The organism is Streptomyces sp. NPDC057877 (genome assembly GCF_042796855.1).
GTDB lineage: Bacteria > Actinomycetota > Actinomycetes > Streptomycetales > Streptomycetaceae > Streptomyces.
This window is the reverse complement of record NZ_JBHVMS010000013.1, coordinates 239,794-265,621: the sequence shown is the minus strand read 5'-3', so window position 1 is coordinate 265,621 and position 25,828 is coordinate 239,794. Positions and strand designations below refer to the sequence as shown.

Annotated in this window: 27 protein-coding genes; 11 read left to right on the top strand and 16 right to left on the bottom strand. The window is 73.2% G+C overall.

What is annotated here, in order from left to right:
- Positions 1 to 18: 18 nt before the first annotated feature.
- From ACFVQG_RS34375 to ACFVQG_RS34325, 11 genes are read right to left on the bottom strand one after another with little or no spacing between them, the layout of a single operon-like run.
- Positions 19 to 633 carry a hypothetical protein gene (locus tag ACFVQG_RS34375; RefSeq protein WP_383391286.1) on the bottom strand — a complete coding sequence of 205 codons (615 nt, stop codon included), beginning with the start codon at positions 631 to 633 and terminating at the stop codon, positions 19 to 21.
- Positions 630 to 1,154 carry a hypothetical protein gene (locus ACFVQG_RS34370; protein ID WP_383391284.1) on the bottom strand — a complete coding sequence of 175 codons (525 nt, stop codon included), beginning with the start codon at positions 1,152 to 1,154 and terminating at the stop codon, positions 630 to 632. The genes ACFVQG_RS34375 and ACFVQG_RS34370 overlap by 4 nt, the downstream gene beginning before the upstream one ends.
- Positions 1,151 to 2,404 (bottom strand): MCE family protein, encoded by a 1,254-nt coding sequence (locus ACFVQG_RS34365; RefSeq protein ID WP_383391282.1) that lies wholly within the window; start codon positions 2,402 to 2,404, stop codon positions 1,151 to 1,153. Before ACFVQG_RS34365 ends, ACFVQG_RS34370 begins: the two co-directional genes overlap by 4 nt.
- The gene (locus ACFVQG_RS34360) at positions 2,401 to 3,519 is read right to left on the bottom strand and encodes an MCE family protein (RefSeq protein WP_383391279.1); all 1,119 of its coding nucleotides are present in this window, start codon (positions 3,517 to 3,519) and stop codon (positions 2,401 to 2,403) included. Before ACFVQG_RS34360 ends, ACFVQG_RS34365 begins: the two co-directional genes overlap by 4 nt.
- On the bottom strand, positions 3,516 to 4,535 hold the full coding sequence (locus tag ACFVQG_RS34355) for an MCE family protein (RefSeq protein ID WP_383391276.1): 1,020 nt from the start codon (positions 4,533 to 4,535) through the stop codon (positions 3,516 to 3,518). The genes ACFVQG_RS34360 and ACFVQG_RS34355 overlap by 4 nt, the downstream gene beginning before the upstream one ends.
- A complete protein-coding gene (locus ACFVQG_RS34350; protein WP_383391274.1) occupies positions 4,532 to 5,551 on the bottom strand; it encodes an MCE family protein in 1,020 nt (339 codons plus the stop codon). The genes ACFVQG_RS34355 and ACFVQG_RS34350 overlap by 4 nt, the downstream gene beginning before the upstream one ends.
- Positions 5,548 to 6,606, bottom strand: coding sequence for an MCE family protein (locus ACFVQG_RS34345; RefSeq protein ID WP_383391271.1), 1,059 nt, complete (start codon positions 6,604 to 6,606; stop codon positions 5,548 to 5,550). The genes ACFVQG_RS34350 and ACFVQG_RS34345 overlap by 4 nt, the downstream gene beginning before the upstream one ends.
- A complete protein-coding gene (locus tag ACFVQG_RS34340) occupies positions 6,603 to 7,856 on the bottom strand; it encodes an MCE family protein (protein WP_383391269.1) in 1,254 nt (417 codons plus the stop codon). Before ACFVQG_RS34340 ends, ACFVQG_RS34345 begins: the two co-directional genes overlap by 4 nt.
- 1 nt (position 7,857) lies before the next feature.
- Positions 7,858 to 8,664 (bottom strand): MlaE family ABC transporter permease, encoded by an 807-nt coding sequence (locus ACFVQG_RS34335; RefSeq protein WP_383391266.1) that lies wholly within the window; start codon positions 8,662 to 8,664, stop codon positions 7,858 to 7,860.
- Positions 8,665 to 8,669: 5 nt separating this feature from the next.
- Positions 8,670 to 9,434, bottom strand: coding sequence for an MlaE family ABC transporter permease (locus ACFVQG_RS34330; protein ID WP_383391264.1), 765 nt, complete (start codon positions 9,432 to 9,434; stop codon positions 8,670 to 8,672).
- Positions 9,431 to 10,426: an ABC transporter ATP-binding protein gene (locus ACFVQG_RS34325; RefSeq protein ID WP_383391262.1), complete on the bottom strand. Its 996-nt coding sequence runs from the start codon at positions 10,424 to 10,426 to the stop codon at positions 9,431 to 9,433. The genes ACFVQG_RS34330 and ACFVQG_RS34325 overlap by 4 nt, the downstream gene beginning before the upstream one ends.
- Before the next feature lie 680 nt (positions 10,427 to 11,106).
- Between ACFVQG_RS34325 and ACFVQG_RS34320 the strand changes: the two genes are divergently transcribed.
- From ACFVQG_RS34320 to ACFVQG_RS34305, 4 genes are all read left to right on the top strand, one after another.
- A complete protein-coding gene (locus ACFVQG_RS34320) occupies positions 11,107 to 11,748 on the top strand; it encodes a hypothetical protein (RefSeq protein WP_383391259.1) in 642 nt (213 codons plus the stop codon).
- A 115-nt stretch (positions 11,749 to 11,863) separates the two neighbouring features.
- Positions 11,864 to 13,426, top strand: a complete 1,563-nt coding sequence (locus ACFVQG_RS34315) for a DUF6801 domain-containing protein (RefSeq protein WP_383391256.1) — start codon at positions 11,864 to 11,866, stop codon at positions 13,424 to 13,426.
- A gap of 43 nt (positions 13,427 to 13,469) precedes the next feature.
- Positions 13,470 to 14,417: a hypothetical protein gene (locus ACFVQG_RS34310; protein ID WP_383391253.1), complete on the top strand. Its 948-nt coding sequence runs from the start codon at positions 13,470 to 13,472 to the stop codon at positions 14,415 to 14,417.
- Between the two features lie 221 nt (positions 14,418 to 14,638).
- Entirely contained in the window at positions 14,639 to 15,859 is a 1,221-nt protein-coding gene (locus ACFVQG_RS34305; protein WP_383391250.1) for a helix-turn-helix domain-containing protein, read from the top strand.
- A 20-nt stretch (positions 15,860 to 15,879) separates the two neighbouring features.
- Here ACFVQG_RS34305 and ACFVQG_RS34300 read toward each other — a convergent pair whose 3' ends face one another.
- From ACFVQG_RS34300 to ACFVQG_RS34285, 4 genes are all read right to left on the bottom strand, one after another.
- Positions 15,880 to 16,365, bottom strand: coding sequence for a DUF6099 family protein (locus ACFVQG_RS34300; protein ID WP_383391248.1), 486 nt, complete (start codon positions 16,363 to 16,365; stop codon positions 15,880 to 15,882).
- Positions 16,366 to 16,567: 202 nt separating this feature from the next.
- Positions 16,568 to 16,891 carry a nucleotide pyrophosphohydrolase gene (locus ACFVQG_RS34295; RefSeq protein ID WP_383391245.1) on the bottom strand — a complete coding sequence of 108 codons (324 nt, stop codon included), beginning with the start codon at positions 16,889 to 16,891 and terminating at the stop codon, positions 16,568 to 16,570.
- Positions 16,888 to 18,051 carry an ATP-binding protein gene (locus tag ACFVQG_RS34290; RefSeq protein ID WP_383391243.1) on the bottom strand — a complete coding sequence of 388 codons (1,164 nt, stop codon included), beginning with the start codon at positions 18,049 to 18,051 and terminating at the stop codon, positions 16,888 to 16,890. The genes ACFVQG_RS34295 and ACFVQG_RS34290 overlap by 4 nt, the downstream gene beginning before the upstream one ends.
- A gap of 97 nt (positions 18,052 to 18,148) precedes the next feature.
- Positions 18,149 to 18,538, bottom strand: coding sequence for a cell division protein SepF (locus ACFVQG_RS34285; RefSeq protein ID WP_383391240.1), 390 nt, complete (start codon positions 18,536 to 18,538; stop codon positions 18,149 to 18,151).
- Between the two features lie 181 nt (positions 18,539 to 18,719).
- Here ACFVQG_RS34285 and ACFVQG_RS34280 point away from each other — a divergent pair, with 181 nt between their 5' ends.
- From ACFVQG_RS34280 to ACFVQG_RS34255, 6 genes are all read left to right on the top strand, one after another.
- On the top strand, positions 18,720 to 18,983 hold the full coding sequence (locus tag ACFVQG_RS34280; RefSeq protein ID WP_383391237.1) for a hypothetical protein: 264 nt from the start codon (positions 18,720 to 18,722) through the stop codon (positions 18,981 to 18,983).
- 70 nt (positions 18,984 to 19,053) lie between these two features.
- A complete protein-coding gene (locus tag ACFVQG_RS34275; RefSeq protein ID WP_383391234.1) occupies positions 19,054 to 19,515 on the top strand; it encodes an SRPBCC family protein in 462 nt (153 codons plus the stop codon).
- Between the two features lie 71 nt (positions 19,516 to 19,586).
- Positions 19,587 to 20,594, top strand: a complete 1,008-nt coding sequence (locus ACFVQG_RS34270) for an NAD-dependent epimerase/dehydratase family protein (RefSeq protein WP_383391231.1) — start codon at positions 19,587 to 19,589, stop codon at positions 20,592 to 20,594.
- On the top strand, positions 20,591 to 21,295 hold the full coding sequence (locus ACFVQG_RS34265; protein ID WP_383391228.1) for a glycosyltransferase family 2 protein: 705 nt from the start codon (positions 20,591 to 20,593) through the stop codon (positions 21,293 to 21,295). Before ACFVQG_RS34270 ends, ACFVQG_RS34265 begins: the two co-directional genes overlap by 4 nt.
- Entirely contained in the window at positions 21,292 to 21,909 is a 618-nt protein-coding gene (locus ACFVQG_RS34260; protein ID WP_383391226.1) for a DUF2064 domain-containing protein, read from the top strand. The genes ACFVQG_RS34265 and ACFVQG_RS34260 overlap by 4 nt, the downstream gene beginning before the upstream one ends.
- Positions 21,906 to 22,703: a methyltransferase domain-containing protein gene (locus ACFVQG_RS34255; RefSeq protein WP_383391223.1), complete on the top strand. Its 798-nt coding sequence runs from the start codon at positions 21,906 to 21,908 to the stop codon at positions 22,701 to 22,703. Before ACFVQG_RS34260 ends, ACFVQG_RS34255 begins: the two co-directional genes overlap by 4 nt.
- A 331-nt stretch (positions 22,704 to 23,034) precedes the next feature.
- On the opposite strand, the gene ACFVQG_RS34250 is transcribed toward ACFVQG_RS34255, so the two are convergent.
- A complete protein-coding gene (locus ACFVQG_RS34250; protein WP_383391217.1) occupies positions 23,035 to 24,288 on the bottom strand; it encodes a molybdopterin-dependent oxidoreductase in 1,254 nt (417 codons plus the stop codon).
- Positions 24,289 to 24,470: 182 nt separating this feature from the next.
- Between ACFVQG_RS34250 and ACFVQG_RS34245 the strand changes: the two genes are divergently transcribed.
- Positions 24,471 to 25,808, top strand: a complete 1,338-nt coding sequence (locus ACFVQG_RS34245; RefSeq protein ID WP_383391347.1) for a hypothetical protein — start codon at positions 24,471 to 24,473, stop codon at positions 25,806 to 25,808.
- Positions 25,809 to 25,828: the final 20 nt, after the last annotated feature.

The following is a 25,828-nucleotide window of genomic DNA, read 5'->3' as shown; positions in this document are numbered from 1 at the left end:
TCCCGGGCCCGGTCCCGGTCAGCGGGTGGTGATGTCGACGATCCGCCACTGGTCCCGCTCCCATCGCGCGGTCACCGTGAGCTGGGCCGCCACGGAGGTGGGATCGTCCTTGCCGCGGCGCGAGACCTGGTCGAGGAAGACCAGCAGCCGGGCGCTGTCCCCGTCGAGTTCGATCACTCCGGTGCGCACGGGCTGGGTGCTGAGGGTGACGCGCTGCGCGGCGACGTCCTCGCGGATCCGGTCGATCAGGTCGCCGTACTGCCGCGCCGCCCGCCCGTCGAGCACGGCCCGCGCCGAGCGCTCGGTCGCGGCGAGGCCGTCCGGGGTGTACGAGAAGACCCGCGCGAGGGCGTTGCCGATGTCCCCGGCGACCTTGGTGGTGGCCTGGGCGTCGGTCAGGGCCCTGTTCTCCGCGGAGGGGTCGGACTCCAGGTCGTGGGCGCCGTAGAAGAACCAGGAGCCGAGGAGGAGGAGAGCGACGCAGGCCACTGCGGTGGCGGCGCGGCGCAGACGAGCGGGGCCGGTACCCGGCGCGTCGGCGTCGGTGGGCTCGGCGGGCAGGGCGGTCCCGGTCGGCTCGTCCTCCACGGCGTGCGGCTCCCCCGGCCGCGCCCTGCGCAGCAACCCCGTCATGAGCCGTCACCCCCCTCCACGACCCGCGCGAGCGGTATCGCGCTCAGGGCCTTGATCTTCCACTCGTCCTCGGACGTGCGGGTCAGGACGGCCTCCAGGCGTTTGCGGTCGGTGGTCGGGGACTTGGCGCCGGGGGGCGTGACCTGGACGCGGACGGTCGCGATGAGTTTGGCGGTGCCCGTGTGGTCGTCGAGGGAGGTGAGGGCGGCCTCGGTGACGGTGCCCCGGGCGGAGGCGCCCGCCTTGGGCTCGGTGCGGGCCAGTTCGTCGCGGAGGGGGCCGGTGGCGGCGGCGCCCCAGGCGCGGATGCCCTGTTGAGCCGTCTGGCGGGACGAGGCGTCGAGGGTGGTGAGGACCGCGAGGCGGGCGCGCCCGTCGGCCAGCGCCTCGTCGCGGGCGTGGCCGTAGGCGAGGGAGTCGTCGGCGCGGGCCTGGGCGTAGGTCCAGGCGCCGGTGCCGCAGAAGGCGAGGGAGAGGGCGAGGGCGGCGCCGGTCAGGACGCGGGAGCCGGTCAGCTTCATCGGGCGCGCTCCTGGGGTGGGGCGAGGAGGCCCGCGACGCCGGACGGGGTGTCGTCGCCCACGTCGGGGAGGGCCAGCGCGCCGGGGAGGGACGCGCCGCCGGGCGGGAGCGTGCCGGGTCGGGCCGGTTCGGGTACGGGGCCGCCCCGGGGTGCGTGCGCGGAGCCCCGTACGTTGACGCCGCTGGACGCCGGTGCGGTGCAGGACGCGGCCGTGTTGAGGGCGGGGGTGGTGCCGAGGTCCAGGCCGTTGCGGAAGCGGGTGGCCTCGTAGCCGCTGGTGCAGGGCAGCGGGTCGAAGAAGGTGACGGCGAGGCCCAGGTTGAGTTTGCCGCCGTCGACGGCGGTGGCTCCGGCGGAGACGGCCGCGGGGTAGGTGACGAGGAGTTCCTCCAGGCCGCGCTGGCGGGTGACGGCGACCTCGGAGGTGGTGAGCAGGTTGGCGAGGACGACGCCGAGGCTGGGGTCGAGGTCGCGCAGCAGGCCGCTGATCTGGGTGGCGGCGCCGGGGGTGACGGTGAGCAGGCGGCGCAGGTCGGTGTCGGAGCCCTTCAGGGTGCGGGCGAGTTCCTCGGCGCCGTCGGCGAAGCCGCGGATGGCGTCGGCCTCCTCGGCCTGGGTGCGCAGCACCGTCTCGCCGTCGGTCAGCAGCCTGGTCGTCGACGGCAGCGCGCGGTCCGCCGCCTCGACGAAGTCGCTGCCGCTGTCGAGGAGCACCTGGAGGTCGTCGCCGTGGCCCTCGAAGGCCTTGCCCAGCTCGTCGACGACCGTGCGCAGCTCCTCCAGGGGGACGGATCTGGTCAGGTCGTTGACGCTGCTGAGGACGTCCGTGACGGGGGCGGGGACCTCGGTGTCGGGTCGTTCGATGCGGGAGCCCCCGGCCAGGTAGGGGCCGCCGTCGCTCTCCGGGCGCAGGTCGATGTACTGCTCGCCGACCGCGGAGAGGCCCGCCACCACGGCCCGGGTGTCGGCGGGGATGCGGGGCGCGGACTTCTTGATGCGCAGTTCGGCGACGACCCCGTCCGCCGTGAGGTCGATCGGGCCGACCCGGCCGACGGACACGCCCCGGTAGGTGACGTCGGAGTGGGTGAACAGGCCGCCGGTGGTGGGAAGTTCGACGTCGACGGTGTAGTAGTCCGCCACGCCCACATAGCGGCCGAGGTCCGCGTAGCGGATGCCGAGGAAGCCCAGGACCAGGACGGCGATGATCAGGAAGGCCAGGTTCTTCAGGCGGATCGCGAGGGTGATCACCGCTTCTGCCCTCCCTCGGGGGACGGGAGCGGCAGCGGTGCCGACTTCTCGGATCCGCCGCCCTGCGGCACCAGCGGTGGAATCACCTGGGTGCCGGGCGCCGCCGTCAGGTTCAGGTACACGTTGAGGTAGTCGCCCTTCACTCCGTTCAGCACCTCGTCCGTGAACGGGTACGTCAGCAGCACCTCCAGGGAGTCGGGCAGGTCGGTGCCCGCGTCCGCGAGGGCCTTCAGGGTGGGGGCGATGGCCTTGAGGTCGGCGACCATGTCGTCCTTGCTCGCGTCGACGGTGGAGACGGCGACGTCGGAGAGGGTGTCCAGGGAGCGCAGCATGGTCAGCAGCGAACCGCGCTGTTCGTGCAGGGTCTTCAGCCCGGGTGAGAGGTCGGTCAGGACGGTGCGTACGTCGTCCTCGCGTCCGGCGAGGGTCGCGGAGAGCCGGTTGACGCCGTCGAGGGCGTCGGTGATGTCGCCGCGGTGGTCGTCGAGGTCGGACACCAGTTCCTCGACCCGTCGGAGCATCGAGCGGACCTCGGGTTCCCGGCCGCCGAGGGCGGTGTTGAGTTCCCGGGTGATGGTCTTGAGCTGGTTGACGCCGCCGCCGTTGAGGAGCAGGGACAGCGCGCCGAAGACCTCCTCGACCTCGGTGTTGCGGTTGGTGCGGGACAGCGGGATGACGTTGCCGTCGCCGAGGGGACGGGCGGTGGTGACTCCGTCGGGGGCGACCAGCTGGACGTACTTCTCGCCGAGCAGGCTGGACTGTTCGAGGCGGGCCCCGGAGTCGGCGGGCAGTCGTACGTCGCCGTTGATCTGGAGGGTGACGCGGGCCGCCCAGTCGTCGCCGAGGCGGATGTCGGTGACCCGGCCCACGGCGACGTCGTTGACCTTGACCGCGGCGTGCGGGACGAGGCTGAGGGCGTCGTCGAGTTCCACGGTGACGGTGTACGGGTTCGGGCCGAGGTCGGCGCCGCCGGGCAGCGGCAGGTCCTCGATGCCGTCGAAGCGGGGCACGCCGACGGAGAAGGCGCCCAGTGCCAGGGTGAAGCCGAGGCCGAGGGCGAGCAGTCCGCCGAGTCCGGTGCCCACGGTCAGCGCGCCGCGCCTGAGGAGTCTCACCGCGTCCCCTCCCCGGAGGTCGCGCCGTCCCCGGCGACCGGCAGCGGCAGCAGGGGGCCGCCCATGCTCAGCTCGTTGAGGTTGGTGCGGCCGTTGATCCGGCCGATGTCGGTGTCGTAGGCGCCCACGAAGTTGCTCGTGGCCAGCGGGGCGACGTCCAGGGCCTCGGCGAGGGAGGTCCGCTGGGCGACCAGGGTGCGGGTGAGGGGCACCAGCCGGTCGACGTTGTCCTTCAGCTCGCCCCGGTTGTCCTCGATGAAGGTCTTCACCTGGCCGAGGGCGGTGCCGAGTTCGTCGAGGGCACCCGCGAGGTCGTCCTTGTTGTCGGCGAAGAACCCGACGACGGTGTCCAGGCGTTCCTGGGCGGTGCGGACGTCGCTGTCCTTGTCCTTGAGCATGGTGGTGAAGGACTGGAGCTGGCGGAGGGTGGTGAACAGGTCGTCGCTGGAGCCGTCGAGGGTCCTGGCGGCCTTGCCGAACTGCTCGACGCTGTCGCCGATGGCCTCGCCGTTGCCGTCGAGGTTGGCGGCGCCGGTGGTCAGCAGGTCGGACAGGGCGCCGGTGGAGTTGGCGCCGTCGGGGCCGAGCGCCTCGCTGAGGTCGATCAGGGAGGCGTAGAGCTGGTCGATCTCGACCGGGGTGCGGTTGCGGGAGGCGGGCAGCACGGCGCCGTCGGCGAGGGCGGGCCCGGACCGGTAGGCGGGGGTGAGCTGGACGAACCGGTCGGCGACGACACTGGGCGCGACCACCACGGCCCGCGCCCCCTTGGGCACCCGTACGCCGTCGTCGAGTTCGAGGCCGACCTGGACGCGCGTGCCCTGCGGCCGTACGGAGGTCACCTCGCCGACACGGACGCCGAGGATGCGCAGATCGGAGCCCGCGTAGATGCCCACGGCCCGGTCGAAGTAGGCGGTCAGGCGGGTGCCGCGGTCGTCGAGGGCGCGGGCCGCGGCCAGTCCGGCGGCGACCACGGCGAGGGCGATCGCGACGGCGAGGAGTCGTCTGCGTCCGCTCATGAGGCCCCCCTCCCCTTCGGTGGTATGCAGCCGGTCTCCGGCTGGGAGCCCTCGGGCAGGTAGTGGCGGGGGACGACCCCGCACAGATAGCTGTCGAACCAGTGGCCGTTGCCGAGGGTGTTGCCGACGAGGCGGTAGTAGGGGCCCGCCAGGGCGAGCGTCCGGTCGAGCTGCTTGGTGTTCTTCTGGAGGACCTTGGTGACCCGGCTGAGCGCCTTGAGGGTGGGCTTCAGCTGTTTGTTGTTGTCGGTCACCAGGCCGCTGAGTTCGGTGCCGAGGTCGCGGCTGCCCTCCAGCAGGGCGTTGATGGCGTCGCGGCGGTCCTGGAGTTCGCCGAGCAGGGAGCCGCCGTCCTCGATGAGGGTCTCGAAGCTGGACTTGCGGTTCTCCAGGGTCTTGGTGAACCGCGCGCTGCCCTGGAGGAGCCGGGACAGTTCGCGGTCGCGCTTGGAGACGGACTTCGACAGGTCGGACAGGCCGGTGGCGGCCTTGCGGACGTGCGGCGGGGAGTCCTCGAAGGTCTGCGAGATGGTCTCGAAGCTCTCCGCGAGCCGCTGGGTGTCGATGGCGTCGACGGTGCCGCTGAGGTCCTGGAACGCCTGGGTGACGTCGTACGGCGAGGTGGTGCGGGCCAGCGGGATGCGGCGGCCGGGGTCCTGGCGGGCGGCGCCCAGCGGGTCGAGGGCCAGGTACTTGTCGCCGAGTACGGTCTTGATGGCGATGGCCGCCGTGGTCCGGTCGCCGATCCAGGCGTCCTCGACCTCGAAGGTGACCCTCACCCGGTCGCCGTCCAGCGCCACGCCGGTCACCTGGCCGACCTTGACCCCGGCGACGCGCACCTCGTCGCCCTCGTCGAGCCCGGCGGCCTCGGTGAAGTCGGCGCTGTAGGAGGTGCCGCCGCCGAGGAACGGCAGCCGTTCGGCGCTGAACGCGGCGACGGTGAGCAGCGCCAGCAGGACCAGGCCCACGAGCGCCACGGCGACCGGGCTGCGTTCCGCCACGGGTTTCAGCCTCATGCGCCGCACCTCGCCTCGGTGACCGCGATGCCGGTCGGCGGCCGGGAGCCGTCCGAGGTGGTCACTCCGCTCACGCGGGCCTCGCAGAGGTAGAAGTTGAACCAGGAGCCGTAGGACGACAGCCGGGTGAGCGCGGACATCTTCGCGGGGGTCCTGGCGAGGAAGTCCTCGATCTGCGGGGTGGCGTCGCCGAGGTTGTCGGAGAGGCGGCCCAGTTCGCGGATGTCCCGCTTCAGGGGCTCGCGTCCGTCGTCGAGGAGGTCGGCGGTGACGGTGGTCAGGTCGCCCATGGCGGCGACGGCCCGGCCGAGGGGCTTGCGGTCCTCGTCGAAGCCGGTGACGAGTTTCTGGAGGGTGTCCACGAGGTCGTCGAAGTCGGCCTCGCGGTCGTTGAGGGTGGTCAGCACGGTGTTGAGGTTCTCCACCACCTCGCCGATGACCTCGTCCTTGGCGGCGACGGTGGTGCTGAGCGAGCCGATGTGCCGGATCAGGCTGTCGACGGTGGCGCCCTCGCCCTGGAGCACCTGCACGATGGAGCCCGCGAGGTCGTTGACCTCCTTGGGGTCGAGCCCCTCGAACAGCGGCTTGAAGCCGTTGAACAGCAGGGTCAGGTCGAGCGCGGGCGCGGTGCGCTCCAGCGGGATGGTGTCGCCGCCGCCGAGGGTGCCGGTGAGGTCGCCGCTGCCCCGGTCGAGGGAGACGTAGCGCTGGCCGACCATGTTGAGGTACTTCACGGCGGCGGTCGTGGAGCGGGGCAGGGTGCGGTCGTCGCGGACGGTGAAGGTGACCTGCGCGAGCCTGCGGTCGACCACGCGTACGTCGGTGACCTCGCCGACCTCGACGCCGGAGACGCGGACGCTGTCGCCGTCGGTGAGTCCGGTGACGTCGGTGAAGAGGGCCTTGTAGGTGACGGTGTCGTCGCCGACGCCGGTGTTCGCCACGCTCAGTCCGAGGACGGTGGTGGCGAGCGCGGTCACCAGCAGGAAGGCGAGGGACTTGAGCACCGGTCCGGTGAGCGGGCGGCGCCGGGTGTGCGGGTCGCGGCGGGGGGTCATCCGAGGGTCACCTCCGTGCCGCGCAGGGTGGGACCGGCGAGCAGGCTGCTCCAGTCGGGCAGGTGGGCGGGCTGCTTGCCGGTGGCGGGGGCGAGGAGTTCGTTGACGAGGTCGTTCTCCTGCGGGGAGTTGGCCGGTCCGAGGTCCGCCTCGGCGGAGGCGGGCACCTCGGCGGCGGGCCGGGCGGGGACGCCGAGGTAGGGCACGGGGTGACAGCGGGGGCCGCCGGTGGCGTCGTAGACGGGGGTGTCGCGGCCCGGGCGGTAGGCGCCGCGGGAGGGCACGGTGGTGAGGTCGACCCGCAGGCCGGGGCGGTCGGTGCCCTTGCCGAGCGCCTTGTCCATCTCGGGGACGAACTCGGCGAGGGTGCGCAGGGTGCAGGGGAACGACGAGGAGTACTCGGCGAGCAGTTCGAGGGTGGGGCGGGAGGCGGCGCTCAGCCGGATGATGTTGTCCTTGTTCTGGCGCAGGAAGGCGGTGGTGTCCTCGGCCGCCCGGGTGGTGGTGCCGAGGGTGGCGGCGAGGTCGTCGTCCTTCTCGGCGAGGGTGCCGGTGGTGGTGGTCGCGTCCGTGAGGGCGGTGATCACCTCGGGGGCGGCGTCGGCGTAGAGGTGGCTGACCTTCACGAGTTCTTTCAGGTCGCGGTTGAGGGTGGGCAGGTGCGGGTTGAACTTCCGCAGGTGCGCGTCGAGTCGGCCGAGGGTCTCGCCGAGGTCGTCGCCGCGGCCCTCCAGGGCCTGGGACACGGCGGAGAGGGTCGCGGAGAGCTTCTGCGGCTGTACGGCGGTGAGCATCGGCAGCACGTTGTCGAGGACCTGCTGGAGTTCCACGGCGTTCGCGGAGCGGTCCTGCGGGATGACGGCTCCGGCGCTCAGCGTCCGCCCGGAGGGGTTCGCGGGGGGTACGAGGGCCACGAACCGTTCCCCGAACAGGGTGGTCGGCAGCATCTGGGCGCGTACGTCGGCCGGGATGTCGTCGAGGGCGCCGGGGCGCAGGGCGAGGGTGAGCCGGGCGCCGGTGCCGGTGGCGCCGATGTCACGGACCTCGCCGACGACGACGCCGCGCAGTTTGACCTCGGCGCCGAGGTGCATCTCGTTGCCGACGCTGCCGGTCTCGACGGTCACGGGCGCGGAGTCGGTGAACCGCTTGTCGTAGACGGCGACGGCCAGCCCCACCAGCAGGGCGAGCACGGCCAGGAACACCAGACCCGCGAACCGGCGCCGCACCGTCGCGCCTCGGGTGCCGCCCATCTCAGCCCGCCACCTTCACGGTCGTGGTGGCGCCCCACAGGGCGAGGGAGAGGAAGAAGTCGGTGACGCTGATGAGCACGATGGCGTTGCGCACCGACCGGCCCACGGCGACCCCGACCCCGGCCGGTCCGCCGGTGGCGCGGTAGCCGTAGTAGCAGTGGGCGACGATCACCATCACGCTGAAGATCAGCACCTTCAGTACGGAGAGCAGGACGTCCGTGGGTGACAGGAACAGGTTGAAGTAGTGGTCGTAGGTCCCGGACGACTGGCCGTTGAACCAGACCGTGACATAGCGGGAGGCCAGATAGGAGGAGAGCAGCCCGATCGCGTAGAGCGGGATGATGGCGACGACCCCGGCGATGATGCGGGTGGTGACGAGGTAGGGCATGGAGCGCACGCCCATGCCTTTGAGGGCGTCGACCTCCTCGTTGATGCGCATGGCGCCGAGTTGGGCGGTGAAGCCCGCGCCGACGGTGGCGGACAGGGCGAGTCCGGCGACCAGGGGGGCGATCTCGCGGGTGTTGAAGTAGGCGGAGACGAACCCGGTGAACGCGGCGGTGCCGATCTGGTCGAGGGCCGCGTAGCCCTGGAGTCCGACGACCGTGCCGGTGAACAGGGTCATCGCGATCATCACGCCGATGGTGCCGCCGATGACGCCGAGGCCGCCGGTGCCGAAGGCGACCTCGGCGAGGAGGCGCTGCACCTCCTTGAGGTAGCGGCGCAGGGTGCGCGGGACCCAGAGCAGGGCGCGCCCGTAGAAGAGGAGTTGGTCGCCGGAGCGGTCGAGCCAGACGAGCGGGGAGGCCACCGGCCTCAGCCTCCCTTCGGCGGGACGAGTTGGAGGTAGACGCCCGTCATCACCATGTTGACGAAGAACAGCAGCAGGAAGGTGATGACGACGGACTGGTTGACGGCGTCGCCGACGCCCTTGGGGCCGCCGCGCGGGTTCAGTCCGCGGTGGGCGGCGACGATGCCCGCGATGAACCCGAAGACGAGGGCCTTGAGTTCGCTGACGTAGAGGTCGGGCAGCTGGGCGAGGGCGGAGAAGCTGGCGAGGTAGGCGCCGGGGGTGCCGTCGTGCATGAAGACGTTGAAGAAGTAGCCGCCGAGGATGCCGACGGCGGAGACCAGGCCGTTGAGCAGGACGGCGACGCCCATGGTCGCCAGCACCCGGGGCACGACCAGGCGCTGCACCGGGGAGACGCCCATGACCTCCATGGCGTCGAGTTCCTCGCGGATCTTGCGGGAGCCGAGGTCGGCGCAGATCGCGGAGCCGCCCGCCCCGGCGATCAGCAGGGCGACGATGAGCGGGCTGGCCTGCTGGACGACGGCGAGGACGCTGGCCCCGCCGGTGAACGACTGGGCGCCGAGCTGCTGGGTGAGCGAGCCGACCTGGAGGGCGATGACCGCGCCGAACGGGATGGAGACGAGGGCGGCGGGCAGGATGGTGACGCTGGCGATGAACCAGAACTGCTCGATGAACTCGCGGAACTGGAAGGGCCGCCGGAAGACGGCGCGGGTCACCTCGGCGGCGAGCGCGAAGAGGTGACCCGTCTCCCGCAGCGCCGCGGTGATCATGCGCCGCTCCCGGCCGTGGGCATCGGCAGGGTGGGAGTGGCGGCGTAGGTCTTCTCGATGGCCCGGCGGGCGGGCGACGGCAGCGTGTTGATCATGCCCATGACACGCTCACGTCGCCGGTCGACGGCGCGGCGCGGCGGCAGGCCCGGGGACGGCTCCAGCTGCGGGACGATCGGGCGCGGCCCGGCGTCGGTGGGGGTGCCCGCCTCCGCGGCGAGGGTGGCCGCGTCCTTCTCCTCCGACATCCCGATGGGCCCCTCGCGGCGGCCGTCGAGGAACTGCGCCACGACCGGCTCGTCGCTGGTGAGCAGCACCTCGCGCGGGCCGAAGGTGACCAGCTCGCGCCGGAAGAGCATGCCCATGTTGTCGGGGACCTTGGCGGCGATGTCGAGGTTGTGGGTGACGATCAGCATGGTCGCGTCGGTGCGCGCGTTCAGGTCGATCAGCAGCTGGGACAGGTAGGCGGTGCGCACCGGGTCGAGCCCGGAGTCCGGCTCGTCGCACAGGATGATCTGCGGGTCGAGCACCAGCGCCCGGGCGAGGCCCGCCCGCTTGCGCATACCGCCGCTGATCTCCCCGGGCAGCTTGCCCTCGGCGCCCAGCAGGCCGACGACCTCGATCCGCTCCATGACGATACGGCGGATCTCGGACTCCTTCTTACGGGTGTGCTCGCGCAGCGGAAAGGCGATGTTGTCGAAGACCGACATGGAACCGAAAAGGGCACCGTCCTGGAACATGAGCCCGAACATTTTCCGGGTCTCGTAAATATCGCGGGCCGGACTGTTCACCATGTCGACGCCATTGATGAGGACCCGGCCGCGCTGCGGTTTGAGCAGCCCGATGAGCGATTTGAGAAACACCGTCTTTCCGGTCCCGGAGGGACCCAGCATGACACTGACCTCACCGGGTGGCAGCGTGAGGGACACGTCCTGCCAGATCGTCTGCTTGCCGAAGGACATGGTCAGCCCCTCGACCGCCACTTCGATTCCCACATCACCTCCAAAAAAGGCCGGGACCGCGGTGCACGCGGAGCGCACGTTAAGCCGGTGCGCGGTGCACTGACAACAGGCGGGACACACGTTCCGCGCACTGCCCCGCTCTTTGTCACCACGCAGACAAACAGCGGTCCGGCACTTGTCTCCCCGTACACAGACTCGCCGTCCGTATACGAGGCAGGGCCACGCGCCTCCAGGGAGGGAGGGCCGCGCGCGGCCCTGCCGACGAATGTCCGGCCCGGAAGGAGGGCGAGGCCGGAAATCATCCGTCGCGCCTCCCCGGCACGGGGGGGCACCCACCAGGAGATCAGCGCCGTGTCCGGCACGCTACGGCTGAGTAACCTCGGCAGGCAAGAGCGGGTTCTGAGTTTTCCAACAGTTTCGGTTCGGCCATCGGCAATCTGTCAGCGCGCACCCAAAAAGGGGAACCGGTTTTGTCACCCGGCGCAAAAGCGGCGGACCCGGCGGCCGGACCTCGGGGAACGCCGGTCTTAGCACCGGCTGACTAAAGCCGACCGTGGATCGCTCACTCGAAGGACAGATGTTTCCGGGACCTCAAAGAATCATGGTCGATGGCATTGTTCGGCTAAGTTTCCCGCAAGTAACGTCGAGGTCGCGGCCGGAGATATTCCGGACCGTGGACCTCTGCCCTCAATCCCAAGGAGCGTCCCAGAATCATGAATAAGCCCATGCGAAGAATGGCCGTCGTGGCCGGCGCGGGTGCGGCCGCGTTCGGTATGGCCGTCGCCCCGGCCTCCGCGGTGCCGTCCACCGTCTGGACCGTCACCCCGTCCCCGGCCAACTACACCGCGCCGAACAGCGGCAACATCGTCATGACGGCCGGAATACCGATGACGTGTACGACGTCGACGGCGTCGGGCTCGATGCAGAGCGCCACCGGCAACCCCGCGGCGATCGCCTCCATCGCCTCCATCAACTTCGGCACCCCCACCCAGCCGTGCACCAGCGTCCTGGGCAACGTGACCACCGTGGCCACCCTGCCCTGGACCATCTACGCGACCGACTACAACGCCTCCACCGGGGGCGGCGTGACCACCGGCTACGTCGGCAACATCGTGGCCAAGGTGACCGCCGGGACCTGCTCGTTCACCGTCTCGGGCAAGGCCTCCGGCACCTACACCAACTCCACCGGCATCCTCGCGGTCAACAGCGTCTCCGGGGAGCTGTCGGTCTCCGCGCCCTCCGGTTGCGGCTCGGTCGTGACCACCGCCACCAAGCCCATCTTCAAGGGCAACTACGCCGTCAAGGTGACCGGCACCACCACCATCCCGAAGGTCGTCGGCTCCAACCCCCCGTGATCGGCGCCAGCGACGCAGCCGCCCGGCCGGTGACACCGGCCGGGCGCACGCGGGCTGTCCGCCCGCACCCGCCGCAAGCCCCCGGGGACCGACCGACGACCGACCGGAGCACTGGATGAGAGGCCCACGCACCACCCCGCGGCACCCGGCCCGTACCCGGGCCCGCAGCGCGACGACCGCCGCGTTCGTCGTGCTGGCCGCCACCCTCCCCGCCCAGGCGGTGGCCGCGGGCCCGCAGACGGTCGACACGGCACTGCCCTACGTCTGCACCCTGCCGTCGGGCCCGCAGCCCGCGAGCGTACGGATCTCGGCGACCCTCCCCGACCGGGCGGCGACCGGCGAGCCCCTCCAGCCGCAGGACGTCACCACCACCGTCGAACTGCCCGAGCAGGCCACGGCCGACCTCACCGCGCTCGGCGCGGCCGACACCCTGGCCGCGACCCGGCTCGTCGTCGGTGTCGCCCAGGGCGACAGCACCGCGGAGGCGACCTGGCGGGGCACCGCCGCACCCGTCGCCGTCCCGCCCTCCGGCCCGCTGACCCTGACCGCGACGGGCGCCGTCCCCTCGGTCACCGCGGGCGCCACGGGCGACCTGCGCTTCACCGCCGGGGACCTCACCGTCGACCTGGCCCCGACCACCGCGGACGGCGCCCCCACCGACCCCGCCTCGCTGACCGTCGAGTGCGCCCTCGCCGAGGACGCGCCGGACGGCGGGCTGCTGGCGACCGTGGCGGTGGGCGAGGACCCCGGCCCCGGTACCACCGGACCGCCGGGCACCTCACCGTCCCCGTCGCCCTCGGCCTCGCCCTCGCCCGGGGAGCGGGAACGGCAGGGCGAGCGCGCCCCGCGGATCACCGAGACCACGCCGGACGGCGCGACGCCCGCCGCGTCCGCGCCGCCCTGCAAGCACGACGAGCAGAACCCGCCGGTGCAGGGCTCGATGGCCGCGTACATCACCGGCTACTCCAATGTGCGCAAACTGGACGGGGCGTCGCTGATCCCCCTCTCGTGCACGCTGCTCGTCCAGGGCGAGCTGGGGTTGGAGTTCCTCCCGGACTTCAGCGGCGCCAACCTCACCCAGTTCTCCACCGGCAAGCTCCACGACGAGGGCCGCCAGCGCATCCCGCCCTTCCAGGCCACGTTCCTGACCTTCGGCTTCACCCCGACGAAGGCCACCATGGTGCTGGAGCAGACCGGCCCGATGACCATCAGCTCCGCCGGGTTCTACGACTTCCTCCAGAACTTCATCAGCCTGGACACCCACGTCCGGGTGCCGCTGGTGCTGCGGGTCACCGCCCTGGAGGTGAACGGGACGCCGCTGGACGTCGGTTCCGACTGCCGCACCGAGAAGCCCCTCACCTCGGCGGAACCCGACCCCGAACAGAACCCCGGCGACCACCTGGTCCTCTTCGGCCGGGGCGAACAGGTCGTCGGTGAGGTCGCCACCGGCTATCTGCTGTCCTCCGGCGGCCCGCTGACCGGCGAGTTCGCCATCCCGGCGTTCACCGGCTGCGGCACCGGCGGCGAGGACCTCGACCCGCTGCTCACCGCGTCGGTCTCCGGCCCCGGCAACTACATCAAGCAGATCCAGGGCCAGACCTGCGCCGTGCTGGTGCCGAACCCGAACGAGTGCACCGAGGACCTCCAGCCCCTGCTCATCCCCGTTCCGGAACGCTGAACCACTCCCCCGCACGCCCCGACCTCACGGAAGGCCACACCCCATGAACCGCTCCGCACTCGGCGCCAGAGTCGCCACCACCGCCACCGCGCTCGGCACCGCGCTCGCCGCCTTCGCCGCCACCGGCACGGCGACCGCCGCCGCGGCACAGCCGAACGGCGAGTGGGCGCCCTTCACCCGCTGCCCCGTGGACGCCCCGGTGATGCTGGCCGCGGACGGCCTGGCGAAGACCCCGCAGTGCGTGGTCGCCGCCTCCGCGAGCGGCTCCATCAAGCTGGGCAACACCACCGTGACGACCGGCAAGACCAACCTCCAGATGGGCGTCATCCAGAACTCCGACGGCACGAGCACGGTCGTCGCCCCGGCGGGCGGCGCGCTCCTCGCCGACTCCGCGACCGTCCCCGGCGGGCTGCTGGGGCTGATGTGCCCGAGCGACATGCCCGGGGTGACGGCCATCTGCGAGCAGCTCAGCAACAGCACCCTCAACAAGATCACCGCCACGGTGGAGTCCGTCGGGACGCCGTACGCCTTCAACCAAACCGCGGGCATCGTCACGGGCGAGCCGATCGTCGCCCTGCCGGTCCGCATCCACCTGCAGAACCCGATCCTCGGCGACAACTGCTACATCGGCAGCAGGTCCAACCCGATCGTGCTGCGCCCGGAGAACCTCACCTTCCCGGACTTCGGCATCTCCTTCTTCAACGGCGACGGCACCACCGCCGACGACGGGGAGATGAGCCGTATCAACCTCACCGGGGCCACCCAGAACGACGACGGCTTCGCGGTGCCCGGCGCGACCGGCTGTGGTCTGGGCCTCGGGCTGGTCAACGCCGCCGTCAACGCCAAGACGGGACTGCCCGCGCCCGCCGGGTCCAACAACCTGACGCTCAACAGCAGCCAGACCCATCTGGCCGGTCTGACGGCGCCCGGCACCGTCGCGCCGAACGCGGGCAAGGTGCTCTCCCAGGCCTGGCACTCCGCCGTCGACTAATGGCCGCACACCGGCGATTCTCAGCCGTCCCCTCAGTCCCCTGCCGTCCCGCCGCGTCGAAATGTGCACAAGCTGTGTACGGCGAAACGAAGTTGTTTTAACTTCATCAGCCCAGACAGGCAGCACCTGACGGCCGGCCGTGCGCCCACGCCCCCCACCCGGGGCGCGAGCGCACGGCCGCACCCCCCACCCCGGGCGCAACGGAGAGCAAGGGACGCCTCATGTCTTCCATCACGCACCCGCCGGAGGTCGGTGAACCGATCGGACCCCTCCCCAAGGAGTTCGCCGCCCTGATGAGACCCGAGTTACCCGGCCTCATCAAGGAGATACGGGCCGAGGTCACCCGGGCCTACCCGGTCTACGGCCGTCTGCTCAACGGCCCCAACGCGGGCGCCATCCGCCAGGGCGTCGAACAGGCGCTGTCCGCCTTCGTGGACCGGGTCGCCGAACCCGGCAAGAGTTCCGTGCTGCGCGACCAGTTGCTGCGCAAGTTCGGCCGGGTCGAGGCGTACGAGGGCCGTGAACTGGACACGCTGCAAGGGGCGTTCCGGCTGGGCGCCCGGGTCGCGCTGCGCCGCGCCAAGGCCGTGGGCCAGCAGTACCACCTCTCCCCCAGCCTCATCCTCGCCTTCGCCGACGCGCTGTTCGCGTATGTGGAGGAGCTGGAGTCGATCTCGCGTGAGGGCTATGTCGAGGTGCTGTCCCGGGCCTCCTCCGAGGTGTCGGCCCAGCGAAGGCGGCTGCTCCACCTGATCCTCGCCGCGCCGCCGCTGCCGCAGGAACTGCCCCGGCTGTGCGAGACGGCCGCCTGGCAACTGCCCGCCGAGGTCACCATGGTCGCCCTGCGCGCCCCGGTGCCCGAGCACCTGGAGGCGGGGCTGGCCGCGGACGTCCTCGCGGACCTGGACGCGCCGCACGCCCATCTGCTGATCCCCGGAGCGCTGACCCCGGAGCGCCTGACCATGCTCGACGCCGCGTTGTCCGGCGCGCATGCCGTGGTGGGCCTGACCGTGCCGCTGGCCCAGGCCGCCGACTCGCTCCGCTGGGCGCGGCGGGTGCTCCAGCTCATCGACGAGGGTGCCGTGGCCGACGCGCCGCTGGTGCGCTGCGAGGACCATCTGGTGACGATCTGGCTGCTGTCCGACGCGCCTCTCGTCTCCCACCTCGCGGCCCGGGAGCTGGCCCCGCTGGACGGCCTGCCCGCCAGCCGCCGCGACCGCCTCGTGGAGACCCTGCGCGTCCATGTCTCCACCCGGGCCCCCGCCGAACAGGTCGGCGAGATGCTCGGCGTGCACGCCCAGACCGTCCGCTACCGCCTCCGCAACCTGGACGCCCACCTCGGCGACCGCCTCACCGACCCGGACCACCGCTTCGCCCTGGAGGCGGCGTTACGGGCCATGCACCTGCGCCGTGCGCGACAGCCGGGGGTGACCAGCCCGTAGGCCCCGGTGAGGGCCCGCCCCTACCCCGCCTCCCGCTCCGGTAGCGACTGCTGCCGTAACACCTGCTCCCGGTCCGCCAGTTTGCTGAGCATCTCCACGACCCGGTCGCGGGACTCGTCCGCGGCGTCGATGGCTTCCATGCACTGCCAGTACGTGCCCTCGTCCGGGGCGGCGCAGGTGATGCCGACGAGGGCGATGCCGACCTCGCCGAGGAGGCCGCCGAGGCGGAGGAGGGTCTGGCGGGCGTCGCCCAGCTCGGTCAGCTGGGCCGCGCGCAGTTCGCCGGGGGCCAGCTCCGGGGTGTCCAGCACTCCGCAGCCACGGCCCGCGAGTTCGGTCAGGCCCAGTGCCTCGCCGCGCAGCTCGGGCGGGCCGGAGACGGCGAGGCGGCTGCCGATGGCCTGGGCCAGGGCCTGCGCCTGCCACACCTCCGTGAGGATGCGCGGCACCTCGCCGCTTCCCGCCAGGGCACGCCTGCTCGCCACGATGAGCCGCACCGCGTCCATGCGCTGTCCCCGTCGTCATGACGCGCGCTCCCGCGCGTCCGCCCGAACTCCCTTGTTCACTACCCAGAGTGAGGGAGCTTGAGTCCAAATATCAGAGGAAGGCGGAAAATTGTGGACAACAATTCGGATGGCAGCCCGATTTTCGATACGGAGAGTAACTGCGGAGCCTAGCGCTCCGCCACTTGTCACCTCCCGGCAACCGTCACGTGGGAAACCGCTGTTCGTTGCGGTCGATCTTGGCGTCCAGCGCCGCCAGCGGATCGACGCCGAGCGCGGCGCAGAACTGCAGCAGATACGCGAGCACGTCGGCCACCTCGTCGGTGACCCGGTGCGCGGTCCCGGGGTCGGCCATCACCCGGGCGGATTCCTCCGGGGTCAGCCACTGGAAGATCTCCAGCAGTTCGGCGGCCTCCACACTGAGGGCGGCCGCCAGGTTCTTGGGCGTGTGGTACGGCTGCCAGTCGCGGGCGGCGGCGAACTCGACCAGCCTGCGCTGGAGTTTCGCCACGTCGAGAGGTTCGGTCACGGCCCCAGGTGTACCACTGTCACCCCGGACGCCCCCGCCGCCCACCCGGGGTCGCTCACCGCGGCGACACAGCGCAGGCCCCCGTGCCCCGCCATCCGCACCGCCAGCAGCAGGAGCCCCGCCCGCTGCCGTGGGTCCAGCGCGCGGTCGAAGCGGTCGGCGAGCAGGGTGAGGTCGCGCCGACCGGACGGCACCTCACCGCGCGGGTCGAGGGCCAGCACGGCGGACCCGGAGACCAGCACCAGCGCCAGCGCCAGATACCGCAGTTCCCCGTCCCCGAGCCGGGCGAACGCCGTGCGGATGCCGTCACCCCGGTCGAGCAGGGCCCGGACGGTGCCGTCGGCCTCCGCCTCGGCCAGCACGTCCACGACCCGCCCCGCACACCCCGGGCCCACCGTCTCGACGTACCGCGCGTGCCGCTGCCCGCACTCGGCGCGGGTGCGCCACAGCACGTCGGCGAGGTTGTCGCAGCCGGTGCGCAGCCGCCCGGAGCCGAGGGCGGCGGGGGCACGCATCCGGGCGGGGCAGGGGTCGCAGGCGTACACCGAGCGCAGCGCGACGACCATCTGCTCGGCGGCGGCGAGCACCTGCCGCTGCCCGTCGGTCTTCCCGGCCACCCGCAGCGGCAGCAGCGGCGTGCCGAGGCGGTCGTCGGGCAGCGGGGCACGGGTGACCGGGGCGGCACCGGCCGTGTGCCAGGCGGCCTGCACCGTACGGCGCCCGGGGTCGCGCAACGCGGTCTCGAGGAGCACCCGCCCGCCCGCGGTCAGCCGCTCCCCCACGACCCGCAGCTCCGGCTCCGCCTGGACGGCGACGTCGAGCCGTACCGGCCCCTCGGGACCGTCGGCCGTACAGCCGATCCGGAACCCCCGGCGCCGCTGGGCGTCGGGCCGGGCCCGCTCCGGCACGCACGCCACCGGGTCCGGGAACACCTCGCCGAGCCGCGCCCCGCCCCCGAGCCGCGCCAGCGCCTGGTACGCCCGCAGCGCGCTGCTCTTGCCCGACCCGCTGGCCCCGGCGAGCAGCGTGACCGGCCCGAACGGCAGCCCGACGCCCCGGTGCCCGGCGAACGCGGACAGCCGCAGCTCGCTGACACAGGGCCGCGCGGGGCGCGCGGCGGCGGGCACACTCGGGACGACCACCTGGGATGACACCGGCATATCCGGACGGTATTCCTCCACCCGTCCGCCGAACCGTTCCGCCAACCAGACCTTCCTACGATCGGGCGACAATACGGTCCTCTCCGGAACCTCCGCCTCAGGCCCCCGGCACCCCCATGCCCTCCATCAGCCCCTGCACCTCCGTGCCCGGCGGGGTGAGGAGGAAGACATTGCGGTCCACCCGATGCATCCCGCTGGCCAGGCCGAAGACGACGCCGGTGCTGAAGTCCAGGACGCGCTTAGCCACGTCCGGCTCCGCGCCGGTGAGGTCCAGCAGGACGGGAATGCCCGACATGACGGTCTCGGCGACCTCGCGGGCGTCGGCGAAGACGTTCACGCGGAGGACGACGAAGCGGCGCCGGGCCTCGGTCTCGGCCTCCGGGTGCGCGCGGTGGTCCACCGCGGACGGCCAGGCGTCCCGGCCGCGCAGCGGAACCACCTGGGCGAGCCCCTCCCACTGTTCATCGGTGACGTCGTGACGGTGCACCGGCTCCCCCGATCTGACTCGCACTCATCTCCTGCACCAGCCAATTCTTACGCCAAGTCACCCGTTCGGCCCAACAGCGACACGGTGTGCGACCGGCCACGACCGCGCACGGTTGCCCGGAAGGGGCGCGGAGTACCCGGCATGCCGCTGCGGGACGACACCGGGAGGAAACCTCAGGGGGGTGCGCGAACCGGAGGCCGCGGCGGCGCTGCGGGGGCTGGAGAGAGCGGGCTGGCGGGTGGGGCCACCGGTGGAACCGCTGCGGATCCAGGAGTTGGCCAGCGGCGGCCAGGAGGCGGCACACCTGGCGGAACCGCCGGACGCCGGACCGCCCGCGTCGCGCCCGGCCCCGCCCGGCCGCACCGCCCAGGCCCTCGCCCTGACCGGCACCGCGCTGGCGGCCGGTGCCACCGCGGCGGCCGTGCCGCGCGGGCTGCGGAGGTGAGCGGGGGCGCGCATCCTGGACCCGCCACCGGCGCGACGGGCGCCGTGGGGACCGGGACGAGGCGGGTGCGATGGGCGGCATCGACGTGGCGGCGGAGCGGGTGCTCCCGTTCCCGCCCGAGCGGGTGGCCGGGTACGCCATGGACTGGCGGCACGACGCCGAGTGGACGCAGGGCATCCGCACGGCCGAGCTGACCCGTCCGGCGGACGGCGGCGGCTTCGGCGTGGGCGCCGAGGTCACCCGTACGGCGTACTTCCTGGGCCGCCGTATCGACTACGTCCTGCGCGTCGACGCCTACGATCCGCCCCGGCTGCTGGACATGCGGTCGATGGCGGGCCCGCTGCCGATGCACGTCACCTACACCTTCGAGCCCCACCCGCCCGGCACCCGCGCCCGGCTCCAAGTCCGCGGCGGCGAGGGCGGCTTCTACCGGCTGGCCGCGCCCCTGCTGTCCCGGCAGGTGCGCTCCTCGCTGGTGAAGGACCTGCGCGATCTGGAGGCCAGGCTCACCGAGGGGAAACCGGAAGCATGACCTCTTACGGAGTCATGACGTGCCGGGCGCGGCCCTGCGGCGCGGCCGGGTCGCGGATCTAGCGTGGCCGTATGCGTGTACTGGTCACCGGCGGTGCCGGGTTCATCGGATCCCATGTGGTGGAGGAGCTGACGGCGCGCGGGCACGAACCCGTCGTCTACGACGTGCGGGCGGACGCCCGGTCGGACGTGCGGGACGCCGACGCGGTCGCCCGGGCGCTGAACGGGGTGGACGCCGTCTGCCACCAGGCGGCCATGGTCGGCCTGGGCACCGGCTTCGGCGACGCGCCGGAGTACGTCTCCCGCAACGACCTGGGTACGGCCGTCCTGCTGGCCGCGCTGGCGGAGGCGGGCGTACGGCGGCTGGTGCTCGCCGGGTCGATGGTGGTGTACGGCGAGGGGCGGTACGACTGCCCGCGCCACGGCGTGGTGCGGCCCGGCCCGCGCGCCGTCGCCGACCTGGACGCCGGACGGTTCGAGCCGCGCTGCCCGGCGTGCGGGGCCGACCTGGTGCCGGGGCTGGTCGCGGAGGACGCGCCGGTGGACCCGCGCAACGTGTACGCCACCACCAAGCTGACGCAGGAGCACCTGGCCGCCGCGTGGGCCCGGTCGACCGGCGGCGCGGCGGTGTCGCTGCGCTACCACAACGTCTACGGGCCCCGGATGCCGCGCGACACCCCCTACGCCGGGGTCGCCTCCTTCTTCCGGTCCTCGCTGGCCCGCGGCGAGGCGCCGCGCGTGTTCGAGGACGGGCACCAGCGGCGGGACTTCGTGCACGCCCGGGACGTGGCGGCGGCCAATGTCACGGCGCTGGAGGCGGAGCTGCCGGGCGGTGCCCTGACCGCGTACAACACCGGCAGCGGCGAGCCGCACACCGTCGGGGAGATGGCGCGGACGCTGGCCGCCGCGTGCGCAGGGCCCGAGCCCGTCGTCACCGGCGAGTACCGGCTCGGCGACGTACGGCACATCACCGCGGACTCGGCGCGGCTGCGGGCCGAGCTGGGCTGGAAACCGGAGGTCGGGTTCGAGGAGGGCATGCGGGAGTTCGCGCGGGCCGGGATGGCCGGGGGGCGGCGGTGAGCGCCGGGGTCGACGTCGTCCTGCCCTGTCTGGACGAGGCCGAGGCGCTGCCCTGGGTGCTGGAGCGGATCCCCGCCGGTTGGCGGGCGCTGGTGGTGGACAACGGCTCCACCGACGGCTCCCCGGACATCGCCCGTGACCTGGGCGCGACGGTGGTGCGGGAGCCGCGCCGCGGCTTCGGCGCCGCCTGCCACGCGGGGCTGACCGCCGCCACCGCCGACATCGTCTGCTTCTGCGACTGCGACGCCTCCCTCGACCCGGGGCTGCTGGTGCCCTTCGTCGCCGAGGTGCGCGCGGGCGCCGCCGACCTGGTGCTCGGGCGGCGCCGTCCGCAGGCGCGGGGCGCCTGGCCCGCGCACGCCCGCGCCGGGAACCTGGCGCTGTCCCGGATGCTGCGCCGCCGCACCGGACTGCGCCTGCGCGACCTGGGCCCGCTGCGCGCGGCCCGCCGCGAGCCGCTGCTCGGGCTCGGGCTCACCGACCGGCGCAGCGGCTATCCGCTCCAGATGGTGGTGCGGGCCGCCGACGCGGGCTGGCGCGTCACCGAGCACGACGTGCCGTATCTGCCGCGCACCGGCGCGTCCAAGGTGACGGGCACCTGGCGGGGGACCTGGCAGGCGGTGCGCGACATGAGCCGGGTGCTGGCCGAACCGCCCGCCCCACGACCACTGACCACCTTCTCGGAAGGCACACCCCGTTGAGCACGTTGCTCGTCATCGCCAAGGAGCCGCGCCCCGGGCGGGTGAAGACCCGTCTGACCCCGCCGTTCACGCCCGGGGAGGCCGCGTCGCTCGCCGCGGCGGCCCTCGCCGACACCCTGGACGCCGTCGCCGCGACTCCCGCGTCCCGGCGCGTACTGGTGCTCGACGGGGCGCCGGGGCCCTGGCTGCCGCCCGGCTTCGACGTCGTGCCGCAGGGCCCGGGCGGGCTGGACGAGCGGCTCGCCGAGGCGTTCGCCGCGTGCACCGGCCCGGCCCTGCTGATCGGCATGGACACACCCCAGGTGACGCCCGAGCTGCTGACCGTGGACTTCGCGGACGGCGACGCGTACCTCGGGCCCGCCGAGGACGGCGGCTTCTGGGCGCTGGGCCTGGCCGACCCCGACCCCGCACTGCTGCGGGGCGTGCCCATGTCGACGCCGGTGACGGGGGCCGTCCAGCGGGCCCGGCTCACCGAGGCGGGACTGCGGGTGCGGGACCTGCCGCGGCTGCGGGACGTGGACACCGCCGCCGACGCCGAGGCGGTCGCGGTGGCCGCGCCGCACGGCCGGTTCGCCGCCGCGCTGACCCGCCTGACGGCGCCGACGGGCCGATGAGCACGGCCCGCGATCTGACGACCGTGGTTACGGCCGACCTGTGGGAGGCCCCGGCCCCCTGGGATGCCGGTGACCCCTACTCCGAGGCGCTGCGCGCCGGGCGGGGCCCGCTGTTCCTGGAGCGGGCCGACGGATGGCTGCTGCCGCTGGACGTGGAGCGGTGGTGCGCGGCGGCCGACCCGGTGGACCTGGCGGTCCTGGACCGCTGCGAGGGCGCCGTACTCGACGTGGGCTGCGGTCCGGGGCGGCTGGTGGCGGCGCTGGTCGCGCGGCGCCGCCGTGCCCTCGGCATCGACGTCAGCGAGGCCGCGGTCGCCCACACCGTCCGGCACGGCGGCCGGGCCCTGCGCCGCTCCGTCTTCGACCCGCTGCCCGGCGAGGGCCGCTGGGGCACGGCCCTGCTCATGGACGGCAACATCGGCATAGGCGGCGACCCGCTCGCCCTCCTCGACCGCCTGACCGCACTCGTCGCCCGCGACGGCCTCCTGATCGCCGAGACCGCCCCGTCCGACATCGACGAACGCGTCCACGTCCAGGTCGTCCACCTCGCCGCCGCCCACCGCACCGCGGGCACCCCGTTCCCGTGGGCCCGCGTGGGCACCCCGGCGCTGCTGCGGCACGCCCGCCGCGCGGGCTGGCGTGCCGTCGATCAGTGGTCGGCCGGGGGGCGGTGTTTCGCGGCCCTGCGCAACCGCGCCACGAACACCACCGCCGACCCCGCGAACAGCGCCGCGCTGATCAGCAGCCACCGGCCGAGGAAGCCGTCCGCCGAGAGCCCGGCGGCGGACTGGTAGCGGTCGTCGACCCGCCCGCTGATCAGGGGAAACCACACGAGCAGCAGCAGCGCGGAGAAGGCGGCGGGGACCCGGACGTACACCGTCCACCGCCGCCTCCCGCCCGCGTCGAAGGCCCGTACCACCGCCCGGTCCGCCGCCGCGTACAGCGGCAGCAGCACCAGGTCGTGCAGCAGCGCGGCCCCGACGAACCAGAGCAGCACCTGGAGCCACTCGCCCTCCAGCAGCCGCACGCCCGCGTACCCGGCGAGCGCGAAGGAGCAGGCCAGCAGCAGGATCTGCAACGGGCTGCCCACCGGCAGCCGGGGCCTCAGGAACATCGCGGGACTCCTCACAGGTCTCCGAACTCCATCCGCGTCACCCACTTGGTGTTCAGCACCCCCGGCGCCGCCGGGACGATGATCCGGGCCGGGAAGCCGTGGTCGGGGGTGAGGGGCTCGCCGTTGACGTCGAGGGCGAGCAGGGAGCGCCCGTCGCGGACCTGGTTGGCCCGCAGCGCCGCCCTCCGGAAGGCGCCCCGGCGCTGCAGCGACTCCACCAGCACGTCGGGCGCCCGGTCCGGGTCGTCGTAGCCGACGAGCGCGGCGAGGTCGCGCAGCCGTACGCCCCGCCACCACTGGTCGGACGTCGACCAGCCCTCCACGCAGGCGATGGGCAACGCGGCGCTGTGCAGGGGCAGTTCGAGCAGTTGCGCGCGGGACAGGCGGACCGTGCCGCCGGGGCCCGTGACGACCAGGCGCCACGCCTCCTCCGTGGTCTCGGCGGGGCGGATGCCCCGGGACGCGGCCGTCTTGTTGATCTGGAAGCCGCCCGGACCGCCGCCCGGTTCGGGCCCGCCGTGCGGGGTGAGCAGGGCGGTCTGCCGCAGCGGCCCGTCGAAGGAGCGCCCGGCGCTGGTGGCGAACAGCAGCAGCGAGCCCCCGCCGACGAACCACAGCGCCCCGCGCCGCGAGACGGTCGGCGGATCGGGCCGCGGGGCGATCAGCGCGGCCTCCTCCGGCTCGCGCGGGTCGTCGCGCATCGCGCGCAGGTTGCGCAGGGCGAGCGGGACCTTGAGCGTGACGTGCACGAGGAACGCGGCGAAGAACACCCACGCCCCGTAGAAGTGCAGGGGGTAGAAGGAGCCCGGGAAGACGTACTCCAGCTGGACGTTGAGTACGCCCGTCACGAACTCGAACAGCGCCCCGCCCACGAGCAGCAGCAGCGACAGCCGCTCCAGCGCGTGGGCGAGCGAGCGGGCCGGGGGCAGTGCGAACAGCCGGGGGATGACCGACCAGAGCTTGGCCAGCAGCACCGGGATGAGGGTGATCCCGAGGGTGACGTGCACGCCCTGGTTGAGCCGGTACAGCCAGACCGGGTCCGTCGGCCAGGAGAAGAGGTAGAAGCCGAGGATGCCCTTGTCGGGCGTCTTGTCGTTGACCGGCGACAGGTTCGGGTTGTACGCGGCGTACGACAGCAGCCCGGTCAGGAACAGCACGGTGATCCCGGCGAGCAGGACCACGCCGAGCACCGAGGTGAACCAGGGGCCGCGCACCGGGCTGCGCCAGAACCCGGGGGACGAAGGGGGGAAGGGAGACCGTGCCATGTCCCGACCGTAGGCCCGCCCCGGCACGCGAAGGGGTGCGCGACCGATGACGAAACGCTGACGTCCGCCGCGCGTACCAGCCGGTCAGGCCCACGGCGCCCTAGCGTTCCGGTGTGACCCGCACTTCGCTCCGCCCCGAGGACGACCGGCGCGCCCGGCCCGCCGTACGCGTCGCGCCCGATCTGCTCGCCGCCGCCGCGGCCGTGCTGCTCTTCGTGGCGGCCGTGCTGATCGGCCGCCACATCGAGGACACGGACGGCACGCTGTTCGTCGACTGGCCGCCGCTGCTGGCCTCCTGGGACCCGCACCTGGGCCCCGGCACCCCGGCCGCGCTGCTGGTGGCGGCGGCCGTGGTGGCGTACGCCCCCGCCCTGGCCGCCCGGCTGCCCTGGCGGGCGCTGCTCGCGTCCGCGTGGGCGACCGCGCTGGCGTGGACCTTCTCGCTCGCCCTGATCGACGGCTGGCACCGGGGCGTCGCCCGCCGCCTGACCACCCGCTACGAGTACCTCCAGGTCATCGACCGCTTCCATGACATTCCGGCGGCCCTGTCCACCTTCACCGACCACATCCTGATCCAGGGCGGCCCGGCAGACGACCACTGGCCCGCGCACATCGCCGGGCACCCCCCAGCGGCCACCGTCACCTTCGTGCTGCTCGACCGGATCGGACTGCGGGGCGGCGGCTGGGCCGGGGTCTGGTGCGTGGCCGTCGGCACCACGGCCGTCCTCGCGGTGCTGGTCGCGGTGCGGGCGCTGGCCGGGGAGCGGCTCGCCCGGCGGGCGGCACCGTTCCTGGTGCTGGCGCCCGGCGCGGTGTGGATGGGCACGTCGGCGGACGCGTACTTCGCCGCGGTGGCCGCCTGGTCGGTGGCGCTGCTGGCGCTGGCGGTGACCGCGCGCACGCCGGGCCGGACACGGGCGGCGCTGGGCGGCTCGGGCCTGCTGTTCGGGCTGACCTGCTATCTGTCCTACGGCCTCACCCTGGTCGCCCTGATCCTGGCGGGCGTGCTGCTGATCGCCAGGGACCGGGTGCGGGGCCTGCTGCCGGGACTGCCGTATCTGCTCGCGGGCCTGGCGGTCGTCCCCCTCGTCTTCACGCTCTACGGGTTCGACTACTGGGAGGCGTACCACCTCCTCGTCGACCGCTACAACCAGGGCGCCGGTGGCACCCGCCCCTACGCCTACTGGGTCTGGGCCAATCTCGCCTGCACGGTGCTGGTGGTGGGGCTGGCGACGGTCGCGGGCCTGCGCGGGACCGGCGCGGTCCTGATCCGCCGTGGCCCGCTGGGCTCCCCGGCCGTTCCCGAGGTCCGGCTCGCCCTGCTGGTGTGCGCCGCGCTGCTCGCCCTGCTCGTCGCCGATCTGTCCGGCATGAGCAAGGCGGAGACGGAACGCATCTGGCTGCCGTTCGCGCTGTGGCTGCTGCCCGCGTGTGCGCTGCTGCCCAGGCCTCGGGCGTGGCTCGCGGCGCAGGCGGGGGTGGCGCTGCTGGTCAACCACTTGCTGTGGACGGGGTGGTGAGGGCCGCGGCGGTACGGGGC

What these genes read in the sequence shown, in the direction of transcription:
- ACFVQG_RS34375 (WP_383391286.1), bottom strand. Translation starts at nt 633, where the DNA reads ATGACGGGGTTGCTGCGCAGGGCGCGGCCGGGGGAGCCGCACGCCGTG.
- ACFVQG_RS34370 (WP_383391284.1), bottom strand. Translation starts at nt 1,154, where the DNA reads ATGAAGCTGACCGGCTCCCGCGTCCTGACCGGCGCCGCCCTCGCCCTC.
- ACFVQG_RS34355 (WP_383391276.1), bottom strand. Translation starts at nt 4,535, where the DNA reads ATGAGCGGACGCAGACGACTCCTCGCCGTCGCGATCGCCCTCGCCGTG.
- ACFVQG_RS34350 (WP_383391274.1), bottom strand. Translation starts at nt 5,551, where the DNA reads ATGAGGCTGAAACCCGTGGCGGAACGCAGCCCGGTCGCCGTGGCGCTC.
- ACFVQG_RS34345 (WP_383391271.1), bottom strand. Translation starts at nt 6,606, where the DNA reads ATGACCCCCCGCCGCGACCCGCACACCCGGCGCCGCCCGCTCACCGGA.
- ACFVQG_RS34340 (WP_383391269.1), bottom strand. Translation starts at nt 7,856, where the DNA reads ATGGGCGGCACCCGAGGCGCGACGGTGCGGCGCCGGTTCGCGGGTCTG.
- ACFVQG_RS34330 (WP_383391264.1), bottom strand. Translation starts at nt 9,434, where the DNA reads ATGATCACCGCGGCGCTGCGGGAGACGGGTCACCTCTTCGCGCTCGCC.
- ACFVQG_RS34320 (WP_383391259.1), top strand. Translation starts at nt 11,107, where the DNA reads ATGAATAAGCCCATGCGAAGAATGGCCGTCGTGGCCGGCGCGGGTGCG.
- ACFVQG_RS34315 (WP_383391256.1), top strand. Translation starts at nt 11,864, where the DNA reads ATGAGAGGCCCACGCACCACCCCGCGGCACCCGGCCCGTACCCGGGCC.
- ACFVQG_RS34310 (WP_383391253.1), top strand. Translation starts at nt 13,470, where the DNA reads ATGAACCGCTCCGCACTCGGCGCCAGAGTCGCCACCACCGCCACCGCG.
- ACFVQG_RS34305 (WP_383391250.1), top strand. Translation starts at nt 14,639, where the DNA reads ATGTCTTCCATCACGCACCCGCCGGAGGTCGGTGAACCGATCGGACCC.
- ACFVQG_RS34300 (WP_383391248.1), bottom strand. Translation starts at nt 16,365, where the DNA reads ATGGACGCGGTGCGGCTCATCGTGGCGAGCAGGCGTGCCCTGGCGGGA.
- ACFVQG_RS34290 (WP_383391243.1), bottom strand. Translation starts at nt 18,051, where the DNA reads ATGCCGGTGTCATCCCAGGTGGTCGTCCCGAGTGTGCCCGCCGCCGCG.
- ACFVQG_RS34275 (WP_383391234.1), top strand. Translation starts at nt 19,054, where the DNA reads ATGGGCGGCATCGACGTGGCGGCGGAGCGGGTGCTCCCGTTCCCGCCC.
- ACFVQG_RS34270 (WP_383391231.1), top strand. Translation starts at nt 19,587, where the DNA reads ATGCGTGTACTGGTCACCGGCGGTGCCGGGTTCATCGGATCCCATGTG.
- ACFVQG_RS34255 (WP_383391223.1), top strand. Translation starts at nt 21,906, where the DNA reads ATGAGCACGGCCCGCGATCTGACGACCGTGGTTACGGCCGACCTGTGG.
- ACFVQG_RS34250 (WP_383391217.1), bottom strand. Translation starts at nt 24,288, where the DNA reads ATGGCACGGTCTCCCTTCCCCCCTTCGTCCCCCGGGTTCTGGCGCAGC.